The organism is Microcoleus sp. Pol12B3 (assembly GCF_036701355.1).
Lineage (GTDB): Bacteria > Cyanobacteriota > Cyanobacteriia > Cyanobacteriales > Microcoleaceae > Microcoleus.
Genome location: NZ_JAUBQS010000001.1, coordinates 217,551 through 233,496 on the forward strand (window position 1 = coordinate 217,551; position 15,946 = coordinate 233,496).

Annotated in this window: 17 protein-coding genes; 9 read left to right on the top strand and 8 right to left on the bottom strand. The window is 45.8% G+C overall.

The annotated features are described in order from the left end of the window. Positions 1 to 33: 33 nt before the first annotated feature. Together QUA53_RS00985 and alr are read right to left on the bottom strand one after the other, a co-directional pair. On the bottom strand, positions 34 to 882 hold the full coding sequence (locus QUA53_RS00985) for a mechanosensitive ion channel family protein (protein WP_333037311.1): 849 nt from the start codon (positions 880 to 882) through the stop codon (positions 34 to 36). Positions 883 to 1,093: 211 nt separating this feature from the next. Further along, positions 1,094 to 2,296: an alanine racemase gene (gene alr, locus QUA53_RS00990; protein ID WP_333094398.1), complete on the bottom strand. Its 1,203-nt coding sequence runs from the start codon at positions 2,294 to 2,296 to the stop codon at positions 1,094 to 1,096. 134 nt (positions 2,297 to 2,430) lie between these two features. Between alr and QUA53_RS00995 the strand changes: the two genes are divergently transcribed. Further along, positions 2,431 to 3,996, top strand: a complete 1,566-nt coding sequence (locus tag QUA53_RS00995) for a peptidoglycan-binding protein (RefSeq protein WP_333094399.1) — start codon at positions 2,431 to 2,433, stop codon at positions 3,994 to 3,996. Positions 3,997 to 4,092: 96 nt separating this feature from the next. On the opposite strand, the gene QUA53_RS01000 is transcribed toward QUA53_RS00995, so the two are convergent. From QUA53_RS01000 to QUA53_RS01010, 3 genes are all read right to left on the bottom strand, one after another. Continuing rightward, a complete protein-coding gene (locus QUA53_RS01000; RefSeq protein WP_333094400.1) occupies positions 4,093 to 5,130 on the bottom strand; it encodes an S-layer homology domain-containing protein in 1,038 nt (345 codons plus the stop codon). A gap of 77 nt (positions 5,131 to 5,207) precedes the next feature. Next, entirely contained in the window at positions 5,208 to 6,641 is a 1,434-nt protein-coding gene (locus QUA53_RS01005; RefSeq protein ID WP_333094401.1) for a DUF3370 domain-containing protein, read from the bottom strand. A 12-nt stretch (positions 6,642 to 6,653) separates the two neighbouring features. Continuing rightward, positions 6,654 to 7,496 carry a Uma2 family endonuclease gene (locus QUA53_RS01010; protein ID WP_333094402.1) on the bottom strand — a complete coding sequence of 281 codons (843 nt, stop codon included), beginning with the start codon at positions 7,494 to 7,496 and terminating at the stop codon, positions 6,654 to 6,656. Between the two features lie 203 nt (positions 7,497 to 7,699). On the opposite strand from QUA53_RS01010, the gene QUA53_RS01015 reads away from it, so the two are divergent. The 4 genes from QUA53_RS01015 to QUA53_RS01030 all read left to right on the top strand — a co-directional run bounded on the left by QUA53_RS01015 (position 7,700) and on the right by QUA53_RS01030 (position 9,434). After that, positions 7,700 to 7,930, top strand: coding sequence for an addiction module protein (locus QUA53_RS01015; RefSeq protein ID WP_249069860.1), 231 nt, complete (start codon positions 7,700 to 7,702; stop codon positions 7,928 to 7,930). Further along, positions 7,927 to 8,835: a hypothetical protein gene (locus tag QUA53_RS01020; protein ID WP_333094403.1), complete on the top strand. Its 909-nt coding sequence runs from the start codon at positions 7,927 to 7,929 to the stop codon at positions 8,833 to 8,835. The genes QUA53_RS01015 and QUA53_RS01020 overlap by 4 nt, the downstream gene beginning before the upstream one ends. 111 nt (positions 8,836 to 8,946) lie before the next feature. Beyond that, complete coding sequence (locus QUA53_RS01025; protein WP_333094419.1) at positions 8,947 to 9,042, top strand: type II toxin-antitoxin system HigB family toxin; 96 nt, start codon at positions 8,947 to 8,949, stop codon at positions 9,040 to 9,042. A 14-nt stretch (positions 9,043 to 9,056) separates the two neighbouring features. Beyond that, a complete protein-coding gene (locus tag QUA53_RS01030; RefSeq protein WP_333094404.1) occupies positions 9,057 to 9,434 on the top strand; it encodes a transcriptional regulator in 378 nt (125 codons plus the stop codon). Between the two features lie 97 nt (positions 9,435 to 9,531). Here QUA53_RS01030 and QUA53_RS01035 read toward each other — a convergent pair whose 3' ends face one another. The 3 genes from QUA53_RS01035 to QUA53_RS01045 all read right to left on the bottom strand — a co-directional run bounded on the left by QUA53_RS01035 (position 9,532) and on the right by QUA53_RS01045 (position 12,143). After that, positions 9,532 to 10,416: a hypothetical protein gene (locus tag QUA53_RS01035; RefSeq protein ID WP_333094405.1), complete on the bottom strand. Its 885-nt coding sequence runs from the start codon at positions 10,414 to 10,416 to the stop codon at positions 9,532 to 9,534. A gap of 118 nt (positions 10,417 to 10,534) precedes the next feature. Further along, on the bottom strand, positions 10,535 to 11,140 hold the full coding sequence (locus QUA53_RS01040; protein WP_333094406.1) for a DUF1517 domain-containing protein: 606 nt from the start codon (positions 11,138 to 11,140) through the stop codon (positions 10,535 to 10,537). 457 nt (positions 11,141 to 11,597) lie between these two features. Beyond that, the gene (locus QUA53_RS01045) at positions 11,598 to 12,143 is read right to left on the bottom strand and encodes a hypothetical protein (RefSeq protein WP_333094407.1); all 546 of its coding nucleotides are present in this window, start codon (positions 12,141 to 12,143) and stop codon (positions 11,598 to 11,600) included. A gap of 357 nt (positions 12,144 to 12,500) precedes the next feature. On the opposite strand from QUA53_RS01045, the gene rfbB reads away from it, so the two are divergent. The 4 genes from rfbB to QUA53_RS01065 all read left to right on the top strand — a co-directional run. Continuing rightward, complete coding sequence (rfbB, locus tag QUA53_RS01050) at positions 12,501 to 13,607, top strand: dTDP-glucose 4,6-dehydratase (protein ID WP_333094408.1); 1,107 nt, start codon at positions 12,501 to 12,503, stop codon at positions 13,605 to 13,607. Positions 13,608 to 13,994: 387 nt separating this feature from the next. Beyond that, a complete protein-coding gene (crtA, locus tag QUA53_RS01055; RefSeq protein WP_333094409.1) occupies positions 13,995 to 14,846 on the top strand; it encodes a cyanoexosortase A in 852 nt (283 codons plus the stop codon). After that, entirely contained in the window at positions 14,846 to 15,514 is a 669-nt protein-coding gene (locus QUA53_RS01060) for a cyanoexosortase A system-associated protein (protein WP_333094411.1), read from the top strand. The genes crtA and QUA53_RS01060 overlap by 1 nt, the downstream gene beginning before the upstream one ends. A gap of 171 nt (positions 15,515 to 15,685) precedes the next feature. Continuing rightward, a partial coding sequence (locus QUA53_RS01065; protein WP_333094412.1) for an HpsJ family protein occupies positions 15,686 to 15,946 on the top strand: 261 nt, incomplete at its 3' end.

The window sequence follows — 15,946 nt, forward strand, 5'->3', positions numbered from 1 at the left end:
ATAAATTTTGGGTTTTAGATTTTAGATTTATATCTATTGTTCTTGATTGTTGTCGGCATCCATTGCCTCTTTGACGTATTGTTGAACTTGCGATCGCACTTGTTCGTAAGCCACCGACGCGCACCAAGGTCGGAGAGATAAAATAGTTGTATCTGGAGTAATCTCGGCCACCAAACAAGTCGGGGGCGGATTCTCCAGCACCAGCGGGTGAGAGTGGGCAATTTCTAATAACTCAGCTACAGTTGGACGAATTGGCCGATCGCCAATATCAATCTTCAAGTCTACTCGCCTCGTTCCCATTGCCGTTGTATTTTTCAATGTACCGTTAAACAACTGATTGTTCGGGACAATAATTTTTATCCGATCGTCTGTCACCACGGTTGTTGAAAAAATCCCGATGCTGTCCACCACTCCCTTAACATCCCCAGCTTCGATCCCATCTCCGACTTCAAAGGGGCGCAAACTAATCAACATTACCCCAGCAGCAAAGTGCGACAAAGTATTTTGCCACGCCAAACCAATGGCCAAACCCGCGGCACCCACCACCGCAACCACGCTGGTAGTTTGAATGCCCAACTGACTCAAAGCGGCGACTACTCCCACTACCAAAATCGTAATTTCAGCAGCTTGAACTAAGAATTTCCGCAGTGTGGCTTCGGTGCGACTCAGTGCTCGGCGAGTCACGCGGCCCGCAAAGCCGATCGCAAATCGCGTAATTAACAATATGCCGATCGCCCACAGCAGTTGAGGTACAATTTTAAACCCCAATTCTACGAATTTTTTTGAGAATTCTTGGGCTACTTCCAAGGCTTGTGTTCTTTCTGCATTTAGCTGAGAATAGAAGGTTTGGGCTATTGGTAAAAACGTCTGAATAACTGTCATGTTAATTGGGAATTGGGAATTAGAAATTGAGAATTGCAGTCTCAGTCTTATCGCTTATTGCGAGAGTCCGACAGGGGTTTTCAACCCCTGTCTCATAGCGGAAGTCCTCTAAAAGAGGACTAAAATCGATAATTTTATCCTTCAAACTCTTGAGTCGGTTTAAACCGACTTTAGCTATGAGTCAGGAGTTTAAACCCCTGCCGGACTACTGTTAATAGTTTACTGCTACGCGGGGCAATCGGTGTTTAAAACCGCAGAGAATTTCCCAAGAAATAGTTCCTAAAGTCGCGGCCCAATCGTCAGCAGTAATTTGATATTCCCCATCTTTGCCCAACAGCGTCACCACTTCGCCGACTTCTAAATCGGGAATATCAGTTACATCCAGCATTAATTGATCCATCGTCACTGCTCCCACTTGCCGCACGAATTCACCCCTGACTAAAACCTGCATTTTATTAGAAAGATTGCGCGGAATACCATCTGCATAGCCGATACCAATTACGGCAATCTGTGTCTGCCGCTGAGCTATAAATTGATAGCCGTAACTGACGCCGGTTCCTGGTTCAATTGTTTTCACCTGCGTTACCCTAGCTTTTACCTGCATTGCGGGCTTCAAATTGGCTATCGACTCCAAGTGAGGTGCTGGATAAAGACCGTAGGTAGCTAAACCGACTCGCACTAAATCGTAGTGCAAATCCGGGTCAGCGAGGGCGGCAGCAGAGTTGGCCAAGTGGAGGCGAGGGGGGTTAATTCCTGCTATTTTAATTTGCTCGATCGCCTGCTGAAACCGCTGGTGCTGCTCTCTCATAACTGCGGGGTCGGGACTGTCTGCTGTTGCCAAGTGAGAGTAAATACTCGCTAATTTTAAATTGGGCAACCGCTTGACTAATTGCACAAATTCTGTAGCTTCCTGCCAGGGCGTACCCAGGCGAGACATTCCCGTATCCAACTTAGCGTGAACTGGCAAAGATTGGTTAATGCCTGCGAGAACTTCCGAAAAAATTAGGGCTTGTTTGGCAGTACAAATAGTGGGCTGCAAGTGCCAATGGGCGATCGCCTTTACCTGTTGGGCTGTATGGGTTGCTCCCAACAGCAAAATCGGCGCTTCTATCCCAGCTTCTCGCAATTCTATGCCTTCGGGAATTGTCGCCACTCCCAGCCAACTAGCACCTGCTTGCAATGCTGTTTGACTGACTGCAACAGCACCGTGACCGTAAGCATCCGCTTTCACAACTGCCATCAGTTCTGTCTGGGGAGATAAGAGCTTTTTAAGCTGTTTTACATTGTGAGTTAAAGCTGCTAAATCGATTTCTACCCAAGCCCGCTGGCAAAGTCCCCCGTTATCGTCCCACAGCAACGTCTGGCGGGATTCTTTTGTCGTTGATTCTGCGGTTGTTTGTTCCCCACTCCACATTGTCGATCGCTCCTACTTGCTTACACCATTAAAAACTGCTTGGAGATTTTACCCTAAGTTTGATTATAATAAGATTCTCTCTTTCATCAAAGTTAACTGGTGTATCATAGCACCAAAAATACCCGGTAAAAACTATGGACGGACTAGCCTACCTACATTTAGCTGAAACTTGGGAAACGGCTGCGGGTCAAACTCGATCGACCCACTCAAAAATGCACCGGAATTTAGCATATACTCCTTTACTTTTCTTTACGATCGCTCTCACAATTTTCAATTTAGTCAATCCCGCACTCGCCATCAAAAAAGGTGATTCCGGCGCGGAAGTAGCCGAACTCCAGAAAACTCTACAAAACGCAGGCTATTTTCGCGGTAAGCCTACAGGATTTTACGGTTCTCTCACCCAGGCTGCTGTGAAAAAGTTTCAAGCAGAGAACAACCTGAAAGTTGACGGAATTGTTGGCCCTAAAACCTTGTCAGCACTCAAAGGTAAGCCGGAAGAGGCGAGTATTGAAGCTGCGGAAAAAATCGCGCCAAATGTCGATCGATCTTCGCCATCTCCTACCGCCACAGATAATACAAACGAACTCGAAGATAAAACTCAAACTCAGCCCCAAGAACCCTCTTTGCCGCCCTTTAAAACTGAAAATTCCGAGGATAAAGAAAGTGAGTTTCCACCCACAGATCTCGTAAATCCTCCTGATAATACTCAAGGAAAAATGACGTTGAAAAAAACCATTTACGGTAACATATCGCCAAAGTCAATAGTTTATTCGGGAGCGGGTTTGTTTTTTGCTCAAAACATGATGTACCGTCACACAATCACAGTTTACGACAGGAACTTTAAATTAGTCAAGACTATTCCCGATACAGTAAACTTGTCGAAGTTCGGCTTTTCTAAATTCAAAGGCAATTATAAAGGCTCTCCCGTAGAAGCAGCTTTTTCAACCGATGGCAAATATGCCTACGTCTCCAACTACAAAATGTACGGTTCCGGGTTTAGCAATCCGGGAACCGACAGGTGTTCTCCAGCGGCCAAACACGATCAAAGTTTTCTGTACCGCATCAATACCCAAACTTTGAAAATAGAAAAGGTAATTCCTGTAGGTGCTGTTCCGAAATTCAATGCTGTTTCGCCTGACAATCGCTTCGCGCTATCTAGCAATTGGTGCAGTTGGGATTTGAGCGTAGTAGATATCAATAAAAATCTCGAAATCGAGCGAGTGAAACTGGGTGCATACCCTCGCGGAATTGTTGTTACTCCCGACTCAAAAAATGCCTATGTTGCTATCATGGGTTCTTCCGATATTGCGAAAGTGAATCTCATCGACTTTTCGGTAGAATGGCTGAAGAATATTGGCAATGCGCCGCGTCATTTGACGATAGATCCCAATGGAAATTATTTGTATGCCACTTTAAATGGTGAAGGAAATGTGGCAAAAATTGACCTAAAAACTGGTAAAGTGCTTGATAAAGTTTCGACAGGAAAAGCACCTCGCAGCATGACAATTTCCAATCAGGGAAAACTGCTTTATGTGGTTAACTATTTCTCGAATACTGTTAGCAAAGTTAGGACGAGCGATATGAAAGTGCTGCAAACAGTGAAGGTTAATTCAAGTCCGATCGGGATTACTTACGATCCGGAAACTAATCAGGTTTGGGTAGCGTGCTATTCGGGCAGTATTATGGTGTTTCAAGATTAATTTAGCTGCTTTGTAGTGAAGGCTTGAGTCCTGACTACAAACAATAACGATTAAATGTTATTGTGGGGCGTTGCTCGGAGCAACGCCCCTAAAATATTATTTGGGCAACTTTAAAGGCTTCACAACATACTCTGAAGACTTAGCAGGGACTTTGCCTTTTTTAGCCATAGCTTGGTAAATCATGGCTGCTACTTCAGCACGAGTTGCTGTTCTATTAGGCTGCAAAAGTGTGCGCTTCGGGTGGTTAACAACAATGCCAGCTTCTGTGGCTGATGCTACTTTGTTAACTGCCCATTTCGGCACTTTTGCCCTGTCTGTATAAACTTGTAAAGTTTTGGTTGCTTTTGTTGATGGTTTCAGGCTCAAACCGCTCGCTAAAGCTGCGATGACTTCGACACGCGGAATCTGTTTGTCGGGACGGAACTCATTGTTTGGGTATCCTTTAAGATATCCAGTTTTGACGGTGTGATCGATCGCAGGAGCGGCAGGACTCTTGTCTTTTACGTCTTTAAAATCAATTGGTTTTCTGATCGGCTCTTTGTCGTCGGACATTCGTTGAATTAAGCGCGCTAGTTCGGCTCGCGTCATCGGTTCGTCGGGGCGAAATTTGTTGTCGGTGGACTCAGCAAAAATTTTCCGATCGACTAAAGCGACAATGAACGGACGCGCCCAATATTTGTCTGGAACATCTGAGAATCTAACGGGCCCAACTTTGGGTTTATCGGCTTTGGGTTTATCGGTTTTCGGTTTGGTAATTGCTGGATCGGGAGTCGATGGCGCAATTGGCTGGTTGGGAGGAACAACGATTACACCCACCGGAGGATTTTGCGGTAAAATCGGTCCTAAAGGTGTCACAGGTGCGACTTCCCGTTCTGAGGGAATCAGGGTTGTAGCGGGCGATCGCAAATCCGAATTGGGCGACGCAGGTGTTAATAGTCCCGGGCTCGCGGGCGTCACAGCAGGTTGAGAGAAAACGGCTGGAAATTGCCAATTTCTGGCATTCAATCGCTCGGGATTTTTACCTGTTACCCAAAATAAAATTGCTCCCATCGTGCCGAAGGCAACCAAGATCGCAATCAATTCATCCAATCCTAGAGGATTTCTTTCCCCTGACGGGGGTTGTGAAGAAGACATATTGTCACCTACATACCAATGTAGAAATTAAATCACATATTTTTTGGGTCTGGTAGTGACTCAAATAAATAAATCAACTATTCCAAAGTTCTCACTGTTAATACTTGCGGCGGCGTGGAATCGGGAGGATAAATAAAATCAACTTTTACCGATCGCGTTTCTGTCGCAGCTAACCTCAACTTTACCATCGGTTCCACAACTTGACCGACACGGTGCCATAAATGCAAGTAGCGAGTTACATCGTAACCTCCATCATCTTGGTAGCGCAGCCTCACAGTACCTCGAAAATAGGGAAAATCTAGGGGAGGTTGACGAAACCGCAATCCATTTTTTGAGAGTAGATCTTCTTTTAAAGGCGTTTCCAAACTCACCGCTACCGTTTGCGGTTTTTGGGCAGTGTTGTGCAGCGGCAAAATCAGATTGTAGTGTACGCCGTAATTGCCGTGGGCTTCGTAAGCGGTGTCGGGATAGCGCGCCAGCATTTTTCCGGCTTGCACTTGTTGGGTTCCCAAAGTGCCCCCGCGCAAGGTAGAGATCGCATAGGATATCGCTTTTCCAGTCTGGGGAATTGCCAGATTTTTAGCATCGCGATCGACTAATTCCGCTTCCCATCCAGAACCTTGCTGCACCCCTGCCACGCGGCCGTAAATCAGGCTTCCGGAAGTGGCGTCGGGGGGAGTCGGGGTTTTGTCGCGGGGGCCTGCCAAACCGCCATTATTCAGCAATTGCTGCCATTCTTCCAGAGTTGGCGCGCGTTCGCGCAGCCCTCGAAGAGGATCGCCCCCATCAGCATTTTGAGGTGCATACATTGCCAAAGTAGCGGCATAAACCTTGCCGCTACTTTTGAGCCGCATAAAGGTAGAACGACCATTTATCGGCTTTTCCAGACCCCGCACGGGAATAGGGCGATTCATCAACAATGCGGTTTCTCCCGGTGCAACGAGCAGTTTTGCCGGAAAATCCGGCTGCCGCATTCCCCGCAAAACGCTATCGACAGCCCTAATCCCAGGGCCGGAATATACTTCGCCGTCGGGATTCTCACTTAGTGCGGGTTTCTGTTTGAACGGTGCGTCTGGTTCCATCAGGTAACTGGCTGCCTGCAATACTTCCACCGTCACGGGCGCGGAACTGGGGTTGTACAACAAAGCTCCTATATACAACGTGCGCGAATTCAGCGGAGTGTGAGAAAAGTGGTGAGCAAACAGGTTGAATTGTCCTTGAAAGGCAAAGTTCAGGTGAGCTGCGGGGAATTTTTTGCCGTCTGGGGGAAAAGTTGAGAGCAAAATACCTTCTTTTTTGACCCATTCGGGACTGTCGCTGTTGAAGAGGGGGATGCTGTCTAGTTGTCCGGGGAGCTCGCGCACTTCCGCAGCTTGTACAATTTCTGCGGGTGCTGGTTTTGCGGGAACAGATTGTACGGGTTTTTTGACGTACAACAATCCGCCGGCTGCACAAAGGACGATCGTAGAAATGCCAGCAATTCGAGAAAAGAGATTTGGTTTCTGAATCATGAAAGTTAACTGTCAGCCCAATCTCTGTACATCTTCCACCGACAGCGACAGCGCCTGAGCCACTTGCTCTACGGTTAAACCCATTGCCAGCAGTTGGGGAATCGCATCCCGTTGGGTTTGTTCTGCGCGATCGGCCCTTTGGCGTTCCTGTTCGGTATGGAGGCGTTCTAGTTTAGCTTGTTCGCTACCAGTTAACAACAAATTCCCCTGATTATCCCACCAACGCAACCATCGCTGATGCTGATTTTGATAGCTACCTTCCCACACACCTAACTCTACTCCCATCAGGTCGATCGGATAATGCCCGCGATCGTTTGGTTGCAAACGGCGATAGCGAGTATTCACCCAGTTATAGACTTCCAATTCACTCGTTTTAATGATGTAAATCGCATAGTAAGGAATGCGAATAATCTGCTCGTATACCCAAAACTTTCCGGGTTTCTGGTTGATACCTTCTGGTAAGCGAGATAAAGGAGTATTATCTCGTTCTTCAGCCCCATTTCCACTTGCAAATTCGATCGCAATTAATGGCACAATATACTCGCGCCAAATCACGTAAGAGCGGCGAATTTCCCCATCTATTAGGGGCCCAACGTTGGGAACGTAGAACCAGTCAGGCGCTTCGGCTCCCTTTTCTGGAGGGTCGGTTTCGCGCCAGTAAATGCCACAATCTTGCCCGATCGCATATTGTCCGTCCGGGTGGAGGGTTTGCAGGGTAGTTTCCAGGGAGTCGGTGAGTAGGATACTCTGGGGATGTTCTTGGAAGTTATGTACAAAAGTGCCGTCGGAGTCGGGGAGTTGCGTGTGATCGGGAAAGGCGGGGGGTATTGTTGTGGGGTTGAAGCTTTGGGTCATGTCAGCTATCCGATCGTGAAAGGACAGATGCTTTGTTACAGCATAGCAATTTTAGATTGAGGGGTTTTATACTGTCTGATAAACTGTTTGTCTACGCTGTTCGATCGCCGCGATAGCGAAGCACATCAACCCCGGATAGATGACCTTCTATGGGTCTAAAATCTGTTACATTACGATCGTAATTAAGCATTTGGCGACAAGCTATGCGGTCAATTGAACAACTAACAGAAGAGCTTTTATCTCTGCCTAGTGCATCAAGAGCGCTTTTGGCAGAAAAACTCGCAGAAAGTTTAGAATTCGATATCGACCCAATAATTCAGGCAGCTTGGACAACTGAGGCTCATAAACGACGTAACGAGATCCGAAGCGGTGCTGTCCAAGCAATTCCCGGGGATGAAGCCTTAGCTCAAGTGAGGCTGTTGCTTGACCCATGAAGTATGTATTTCATCCTGAAGCACTTGCCGAATATGCTGAAGCTGTCCAATACTATGTAGTACATTTTGATTCTCGCAGTAACGCATTGCAGTCGAGAGCCTGGGTATTGGAAAAGCCACAAATAATTAAAACATTCAGCAATCCAACATTTAAAATGTCTGAGATAACTCTGCTACATGAAATTGCTCATTGCCCCCATGCACGGTTCTGTCGAGAAAATCCTGCTGCTGAACATCCATGTAGCGAAATTGTTGATTATCAAAGATCGCTCAATTTAGACAAGTTTCAAGTACCTGAGCCTTGGAGTGGACATATAGAGAAAGCTCCTATTCTTTTTCTGAGTTCAAATCCATCAATTGGCTCTGTTGAAAACTACCCAAATTGGTCTTGGTCAGACGATGATATGGAAGATTACTTCAGTTATCGTTTTGGAGGGGGACGCAAGGAATGGATCGTCAATGGTACGAAATCCTTACTAATGGACGGGACATATAGCCATGCTGTTAAGTTCTGGGCAGCAGTCCGGCAACGTGCTATGGAGTTATTTGAACGGGATGTGGTTCCAGGAATTGATTATGCGCTTACCGAAATAGTGCATTGTAAATCCCATAATGAAATTGGCGTAGAACGAGCGCAATATAAATGTGTTGAAGCCTATTTGTTGAGGACTTTAGAACTGGCAGGGGCAAAAGTAATTGTGGTGCTGGGAGTAGGTGCAAGGAAAGCAATTCAAAGTCAATTCAATATCCCTGAAAAAATCTCAGTGTCTGAGGCAATAAAGATAGGGAGCAGTGAAAGATTTTTTGCTTTCCTTCCACATCCAAATGCCTACAAAGATCGTTCTTTTTCCAAGTGCTTTCAGGATGATGATATTGAAAAGTTACGTGCATCTTTGCATCCGTGAAAAAATGGTCAGTGATGCACATGGTCAAAGTTACTTCAACGAGCGATCGCCCGATTGCAAACCTTACCTTCTAGTAAGCAAGATGCGATCGCGTTATGATAGAAGTATCGGCTGCTTGTGGCAATTCACTATGACCTTGGTATTATTTTCATCCGATTTATTGGCACTCATGCCAAGTATGACAAAGTAGATGCAGAAATAGTCTAAACAGAGGTGGATGTATGGAATTGCGCCCAATTAGAAATGAAACCGACTATCAGGAAGCCCTTCGAGAAATCGAATTACTGTTTAATGCAGCCCCAAACACTCCTGAGTACGATCGATTAGATTTACTCAGCACCTTAGTGGAAGCCTACGAGAAGAAACACATACCGATCGCAATCCCCGATGCGATCGAAGCGATTGATTATTACATGGAAACTCGCCGATGGTCTCGTCGCGATGTAGAGTCATGTCTCGGTAGTCGGGCTAGGGTATCCGAGGTTTTATCTCGTAAACGTTCCTTGACATTGGAGATGATTCGGAAGTTGAATCAAGAACTGGGGATTCCCGCTGAAATTCTCATCCAACCCTATAAGTCGGTAAAAATCCCCGCGTAACAATATAACTCGATCTACCTTGATAGTTATATGGTGCGTCGCTGGGGGAAACTTCTCACTAAGGCGCCCATAGTCGAGGGCGACGCACCCTACATTCTTAACGCCTTCTACTCCCGAAAGAACGACTGCGACTCGGTTGACGAGAATTCCTGCCGCTACCAAAACTCGGACTCCGCCTTTGCTGCCGGGAATTTGAGTTGGGCGATCGCCTCAAAGTGCTCCCACCGTAACCCGAACCGGTCGATCGATTGCCATTTGGCCGTGCTGAGGGTCTTACTGGCTGGTTATATGTAGGCGATCGCAGGCGGCCGGTCGTCCTTAAAACTTGACGGTTTCTCACAACTGGAGGCGGAGTTTGGTAGCGAGTTTGATACCGCTGAACAGCTTGGCCGTAAGTATTGCCATACCCGCCATATCCTGTCATAATTCCCGGCTGATAGACTGGTGGCATATAATATTGCGGTCTAAATAACAAACTGCCGATCGCCTGACCAGCTATAGCCCCAGCAAACGGCGCCCAGAAGCCAGATTGCTGTCGCACTACTACGGTTTGTGGCTGACCTGTTTGAGGATTAGGAACAGTTTCGGTAACGTTGTGAACGTACTCAATTTTAAAATCTTCTGTCAAATGCAAAACCGCTTGATTGTTATCCACATTTAGATAACTTTTCTTGCCTGCCGATATTTCTTCATCCGTTAACCGAGCCATTTGCAAATCCGTAGTTCGGTAAACTGGGGGACTGCCGGGGGGAGTATTCAACAACATTAAACTGTATTCGCCATCAGCATCGTCGTAGGTAGCTTGCTGTACGGGATATTGACCTGGACTCAAGTTATTATTATTTGGTGTAGGACGCACTGTGTTAATATTTGGATTCCCAGCAGGATTTGTATAAGTTTGTCTGCTTGGAGAACCGCAGGCAGTTGCCGTCGCTAAGAAAATTAAAGCCATTAAATAAATTGTCAGTTTTCGCAGCATCATAAATAGTAATTTATAATTTGGCATGGATTGTTTGATAATGGCTCCTTCTTCCTTCTTCCCGACATCAGTTACATCAATTACACCCGTTACTGAATCCGTTGCCGAACTTCTTCCTTCCTTAAATCGGAATAAGTTCGGGGAAATTGACCAACACTTGGTCGTTAGTAAGTTCGTCTCCCAACTGTGCGGGAGAAAAGTGAACTTGCACAGCTCGGAGCCTTTCTTGGTAATGTAAATTCATCAGGGCTTTTAAACCGACTTTCAGCGCGTTGATATCAGCAAGGTCAGTTTCTAGGGCAGGAACTTCGCCTTCATAAGCAACTGTGATCATCACCACCATATTTCTAGTTACAGGCAAAGACAAGGGGGAATTTTTATCGTAAACAGATGTACTGTATTGAGGCTCGCTGAGATAGCGATCGGCTGAATCAATGAAAAGTTCATCCACATAATCGCCCGCTTCGCCTTCATTCCAAAAAACATCGCCTTCATTGGCGGCTGATTGCCAGTAGTTGTCGTACTGCAACAGGTGATTGCAAATTTCTACAAGACCTTCTCCTAAAACTGCTATGTCGCCATCGGCATCAATTGCTCTTCTGGCGGTGCGGTTGAGAACTCCTAACAGCGGTGCAACTTCTTCGCCTGTTAGGTGAACGAACACCCGGCAAACTGCCACTCGAGTTTTACCTGTAAATTGATTGAATCGATCGCGCCAAGCATTCATAATAACCTAGAGTTGTAATCTGTAGGGCTATATTTTCAACGATAACAGGTCACTTGAACTCTTGCCGTCTACCCTCAGATTGATCTGAAGAGTATTTTTAGCGATCGCCTCCACAACATACTATCTCACTATGACTCATCTAATTTTATAGCAGTTTCAATCGCATCAAATACAGTAGGGAAATGGCACAGCCTTGTCATGAGGGGCAGTAGCAACTTTTAATAATTGGTATAAGATTGAGGATGGTAGCAATTTTTTTAAAACTGATATTAATTAAACCCTCCGAGAGCTTTGCGGGAATAGGATATTGTTTGCTATCGATTCATCTGTTCTCAATTGTTTGCACTGCTTTGCGAGCGGCAGGAAAATAAATTTTAGGGTAGATAATTTCCAGTCAAAAAACCTCCAATCTGGCAAGATTGGAGGTGCGCTAAGCGAATACTTTGGTTTGAGATAACTATTTGAGGATCGCGCTTTGGACTTGTTCGATCGCAATTTCAAAACTCAACTCAGCAACTTGTGAAACTGGCAAATCCAGCTCGCCGCCCGGAGCTTCTGGGTGTTCCCGAACGGCTGCAACCGCATCTGCTGACTCAGCTACAGCACCCGCCGCCCCCAAATCGAGCAACACGGGAATTTCCATGTGTCCAGAAACACCTGCATCTGCGATCGGATCGATCGACTCTTCAAAAACTTCAAAATTATCGGTCATCGCCGCGCAAGCAGCAGAAGCGCGCTTGCCAGCGCGGTAGCTCATGTAGGCCGCACCTGCGCCCCCAAGCCCAGCCAAACCGAGGAAACCGAGAGCTGCTGTTTTGTAAGATTTCCACGGATTCATTCGCTCCGAGCCGCCGGAACCTAGGATTGTTGTCGCAGAACCAGATTTAGCCGCCCCAGATTTGCTGTAGGAACAGGGGAAAGCAGATGCGGCGTCACAAACAGCGATACTGCTTGCGATCGCGACAACGGAAGCAATGCCAGCTAACACTTGAAACTTCTTCATGGTGCTCTGGAGATTGTAAAGGATAATTAAAAAATTAATGGTAACAGCTCTTTACAAATGTATCAACTCTGCGCGCCACCCATATCGAAGATCGATCGCAAAAGTCAGCTATAGCCTCACGCAATTCAAATTTAAATTTGCCAGCTTAAAAATTTGCAATGCTTGCTTTGTAAGCGTTTCGGCCAAAAAAAAGGTAAAAGTTAAACTTTTGTGAACCAATACTTCGATCGCGCCCAACTTAGAAAATCTGCGGTGAGACACTAGAAAATTTAGTTGCAGACTGGCAAACACTTGGTGACAAACTACTTTTAAGGCTACTTTTGTAAAGGCTTAGTTATTGGAATAACTCTTATTTTTATGACAGACAACGCGACTCAAGGCATTGAGCGAGATCCTCGCCGATTGTTGGTGACGGGCGGGGCTGGATTTATCGGCTCAAATTTTGTGCATCACTGGTGCAGCACCTATGCGGGCGATCGAGTAATCGTACTCGACGCTTTAACCTACGCCGGAAACAGACAAACCCTGGCAACTTTGGAAGGAGGAGAAAATTTTCGTTTTGTGCAGGGGGATATTTGCGATCGTACCTTAGTCGATACCTTGCTCAAAGAAGAAAACATCACCACAGTCGCGCACTTTGCCGCAGAATCCCACGTTGACAGGTCAATTATCGGGCCTGCAGCCTTTGTTCAAACAAACGTTGTCGGAACCTTCACGCTTTTAGAAGCCTTCCGCAAGCATTTTGAAGCAATTGACGATCCCTCTCTCAAAGCACAAATGCGCTTCCTCCACGTTTCTACCGACGAAGTTTACGGCAGTCTCGGTCCTGATGACCCAGCCTTCACAGAAACAACTGCCTACTCGCCCAACAGTCCCTACTCAGCCTCCAAAGCTGGCAGCGACCACCTCGCCCGCGCCTATTTCCACACCTACGGCGTCCCGACAATTATCACCAACTGTTCCAACAATTACGGCCCCTATCACTTCCCAGAAAAGCTCATTCCATTAATGTGCATCAATATGCTATTGGGCAAACCGCTGCCAGTATACGGCGACGGTCAAAACGTGCGAGATTGGCTCTACGTTCTCGACCACTGCCGCGCTTTAGATGCCGTTATTCACCGCGGTCAGCCTGGGGAAACCTACAATGTTGGCGGAAACAACGAGGTAAAAAATCTCGATTTAGTAAAAATGCTGTGTCAGCTAATGGACGAATTAGCTGAGGATTTACCCGCCCGTCCTTGCGAACAATTAATCGCATTTGTCAAAGACAGAGCCGGGCACGATCGGCGTTACGCTATTGATGCCAGCAAAATTAAAACTGAGTTAGGTTGGACTCCCTCAGTAACCGTTGAAGAAGGTTTGCGACAGACTGTAGAATGGTACTTAGCCCATCGGGATTGGTGGGAACCCCTGCTTTCGGAGGAATATCAAACTTACTACCGGAAAGTCTACTCTAATTAATCTACTCTTGGACGCACGGGCTACCAAAAACCAGCACCGGTAAAAAACTGGTTTTCAAGCTCAAGAGTGCGTCCAACAAAGGTTTCTGTCTTGCCTTCAAGCTTTACATTTGAACTCTAGGTGCAGAAACGGGGTTTGAGGGAGGAAAATTTTTAGTTGAGTGCGATCGATCAGAGTTAAAAAACCTGTTTTCTTTAATCTTTGCGCCTAATTTCAGATTTAATTAGGGAAAGGTAAGTATCACACACATTCGCCCTTGTCAATCATTGTGAAGATTTAGTTAAAAATCATCCGAAACGCATAAATGCAAGTGTTTGTAGCTGATAATTTTAATAGAGTTACAAGATTAAGCAATTTAGAAGCTTTTAGGAAAAACAAAAAGCACCAATGACCGAAATAAACTGGCTCAAGCACGTCCAAGAACCTAAATACTGGCTGTTAGGCATCGCCTCCGGTTTGATTGCCATACACCTAACTCTAACTTCCAGAACAAACGACACAGACCTGTTTGGTACAATGTTACTGTTTTGGGGAGTCGTAGCATTTCTCATTTGGGAAAGGCACGAATCCTTAACTTTTGAAAGCGGAGTTTTTGCCAGCTTCTTTGGGTCATCGTTAATTGCTTTAATATTGCTCAAAAGTTCATCCATATCTGGATACGACTTTTTTATTCGAGCAACGCCTTTTTTGTCGGGAATCAGTCTCGCATTGCTGGCTTCCGGCACAAAAGGACTAAAACAATATAGGCAGGAACTTCTAATTCTTGGCTATACAGCTATTCCTCCGGGATTGATCGGAGTATTCGTTGATGTCGCCCTATTAACAGCAAAATTTTCAGCTTTCCTCCTCCACTATCTAGGATTTGAAGTGGTGCGAAGAGGGGTTTTTCTAATCCTGGAAAATGGCAGTGTGGAAGTGTATCACGGCTGTTCGGGCGTAAATGCGATGCTACAATTGTTAGGACTAGCTCTGGTTTTCTTACTGATGTTTCCTACCACTACGGGTCAGAAAATAGTATTGCCATTCGTGGCCATAATTACTGCATTTCTAGTTAATGCCGCGCGAGTTGCTCTCATGGCAGTGCTGGTATCGCTATCTCAACCCGAAGCATTTAAATACTGGCACGAAGGAAATGGTTCGGTAATATTTTCTATGATTGCTGTATTTATTTTCGGGTTATTCTGCTGGTTTGCAATTTTGAAAGACCAACCCCAAAATAAGGAAGGACAGAATTTCTAATGGCTATTACCTCTTGGAAACCACTTAGGCTTTCCCTGTTGGCTGTTACTTTGGGAGGGGTTTTGTTGGTTGCCGGAAAATTGGTTTTCTATCCATCGGACGGCAAGAATGTGGCAACCCCGTTTGAGTTTCCCGAGTCGGTGCCTCTAGCCGATTGGAAACTAAACAATAGCGCGCTTCTGGAAATTAAGGAAAATTCAGAATTCAAAGCTGCCAGGAAATATGAATATCAAAAAAATAGCATGGGTCTAGAAATAGAGATGCGCTATGCGGTAGACAGCATTGGGGATGTGGAAGGTATGATGAAGGGACATACTATTCTCAAGTCGAATCCTGGTAAACTAGCATTGGCAAGCACTCAAGGCGCGGGGTTTCACGGACTTTTGCAACAGCAAAATCGACTGTATTTGAGTTCATGTATCAATCCTCATGGCAGTCCTACAGTAACTTCCCAACAGTTTAGATATAATCGAAATACTCGCGATTGGCAGCCAAACCGTGTTCTGTTTTGGTTGTTGGGTAGGGGAAATATTCAAGACCGGCGCTGTTTGTGGACTCAGATGTCTGTGCCTTTGGATAAAACAACTCCAGAAGATGCCAAAAAAATTCTAGAGAATGCTTGGGTTTCTTGGTATGGGTGGTGGCAGCCGCGATTTCCCGAGCCTTGAGTTGAGTCAGTGGATTTTAGCTTTTAGCTTTTAGATTTATTCCACAGGTGAATCTGGAAGCTGGAACAAGAGTCTAAAATTTTTGATTCTCCATGACTGTTGTCGGGGGCTTGTATCCGTTATTGGGCGGGGTCAAGAGAGATTTTTCTTAACAACAACTCTGATTATTTTATGAATGACTTACAAGGCGAACAAGGTTTTTCTATCTACAGACTGCGTTGGATTGGCTACGGTCTATTAATTTTGTCTGTATTAGATACGATTGCAGTTCTTATACCAGCTAATTTTGGCAATCGCCTCTGGGAATTGCAGACGATTGGGGCAGTAGTGGAACGGGTTCCCGTTCCTTTACTGGCAATGGCGCTGATATTTTTTGGAGAAGGGTACGATCGCAGAGGTTTGGAAGAGGTTTTTTTGAAGGTTTTGTCTTGG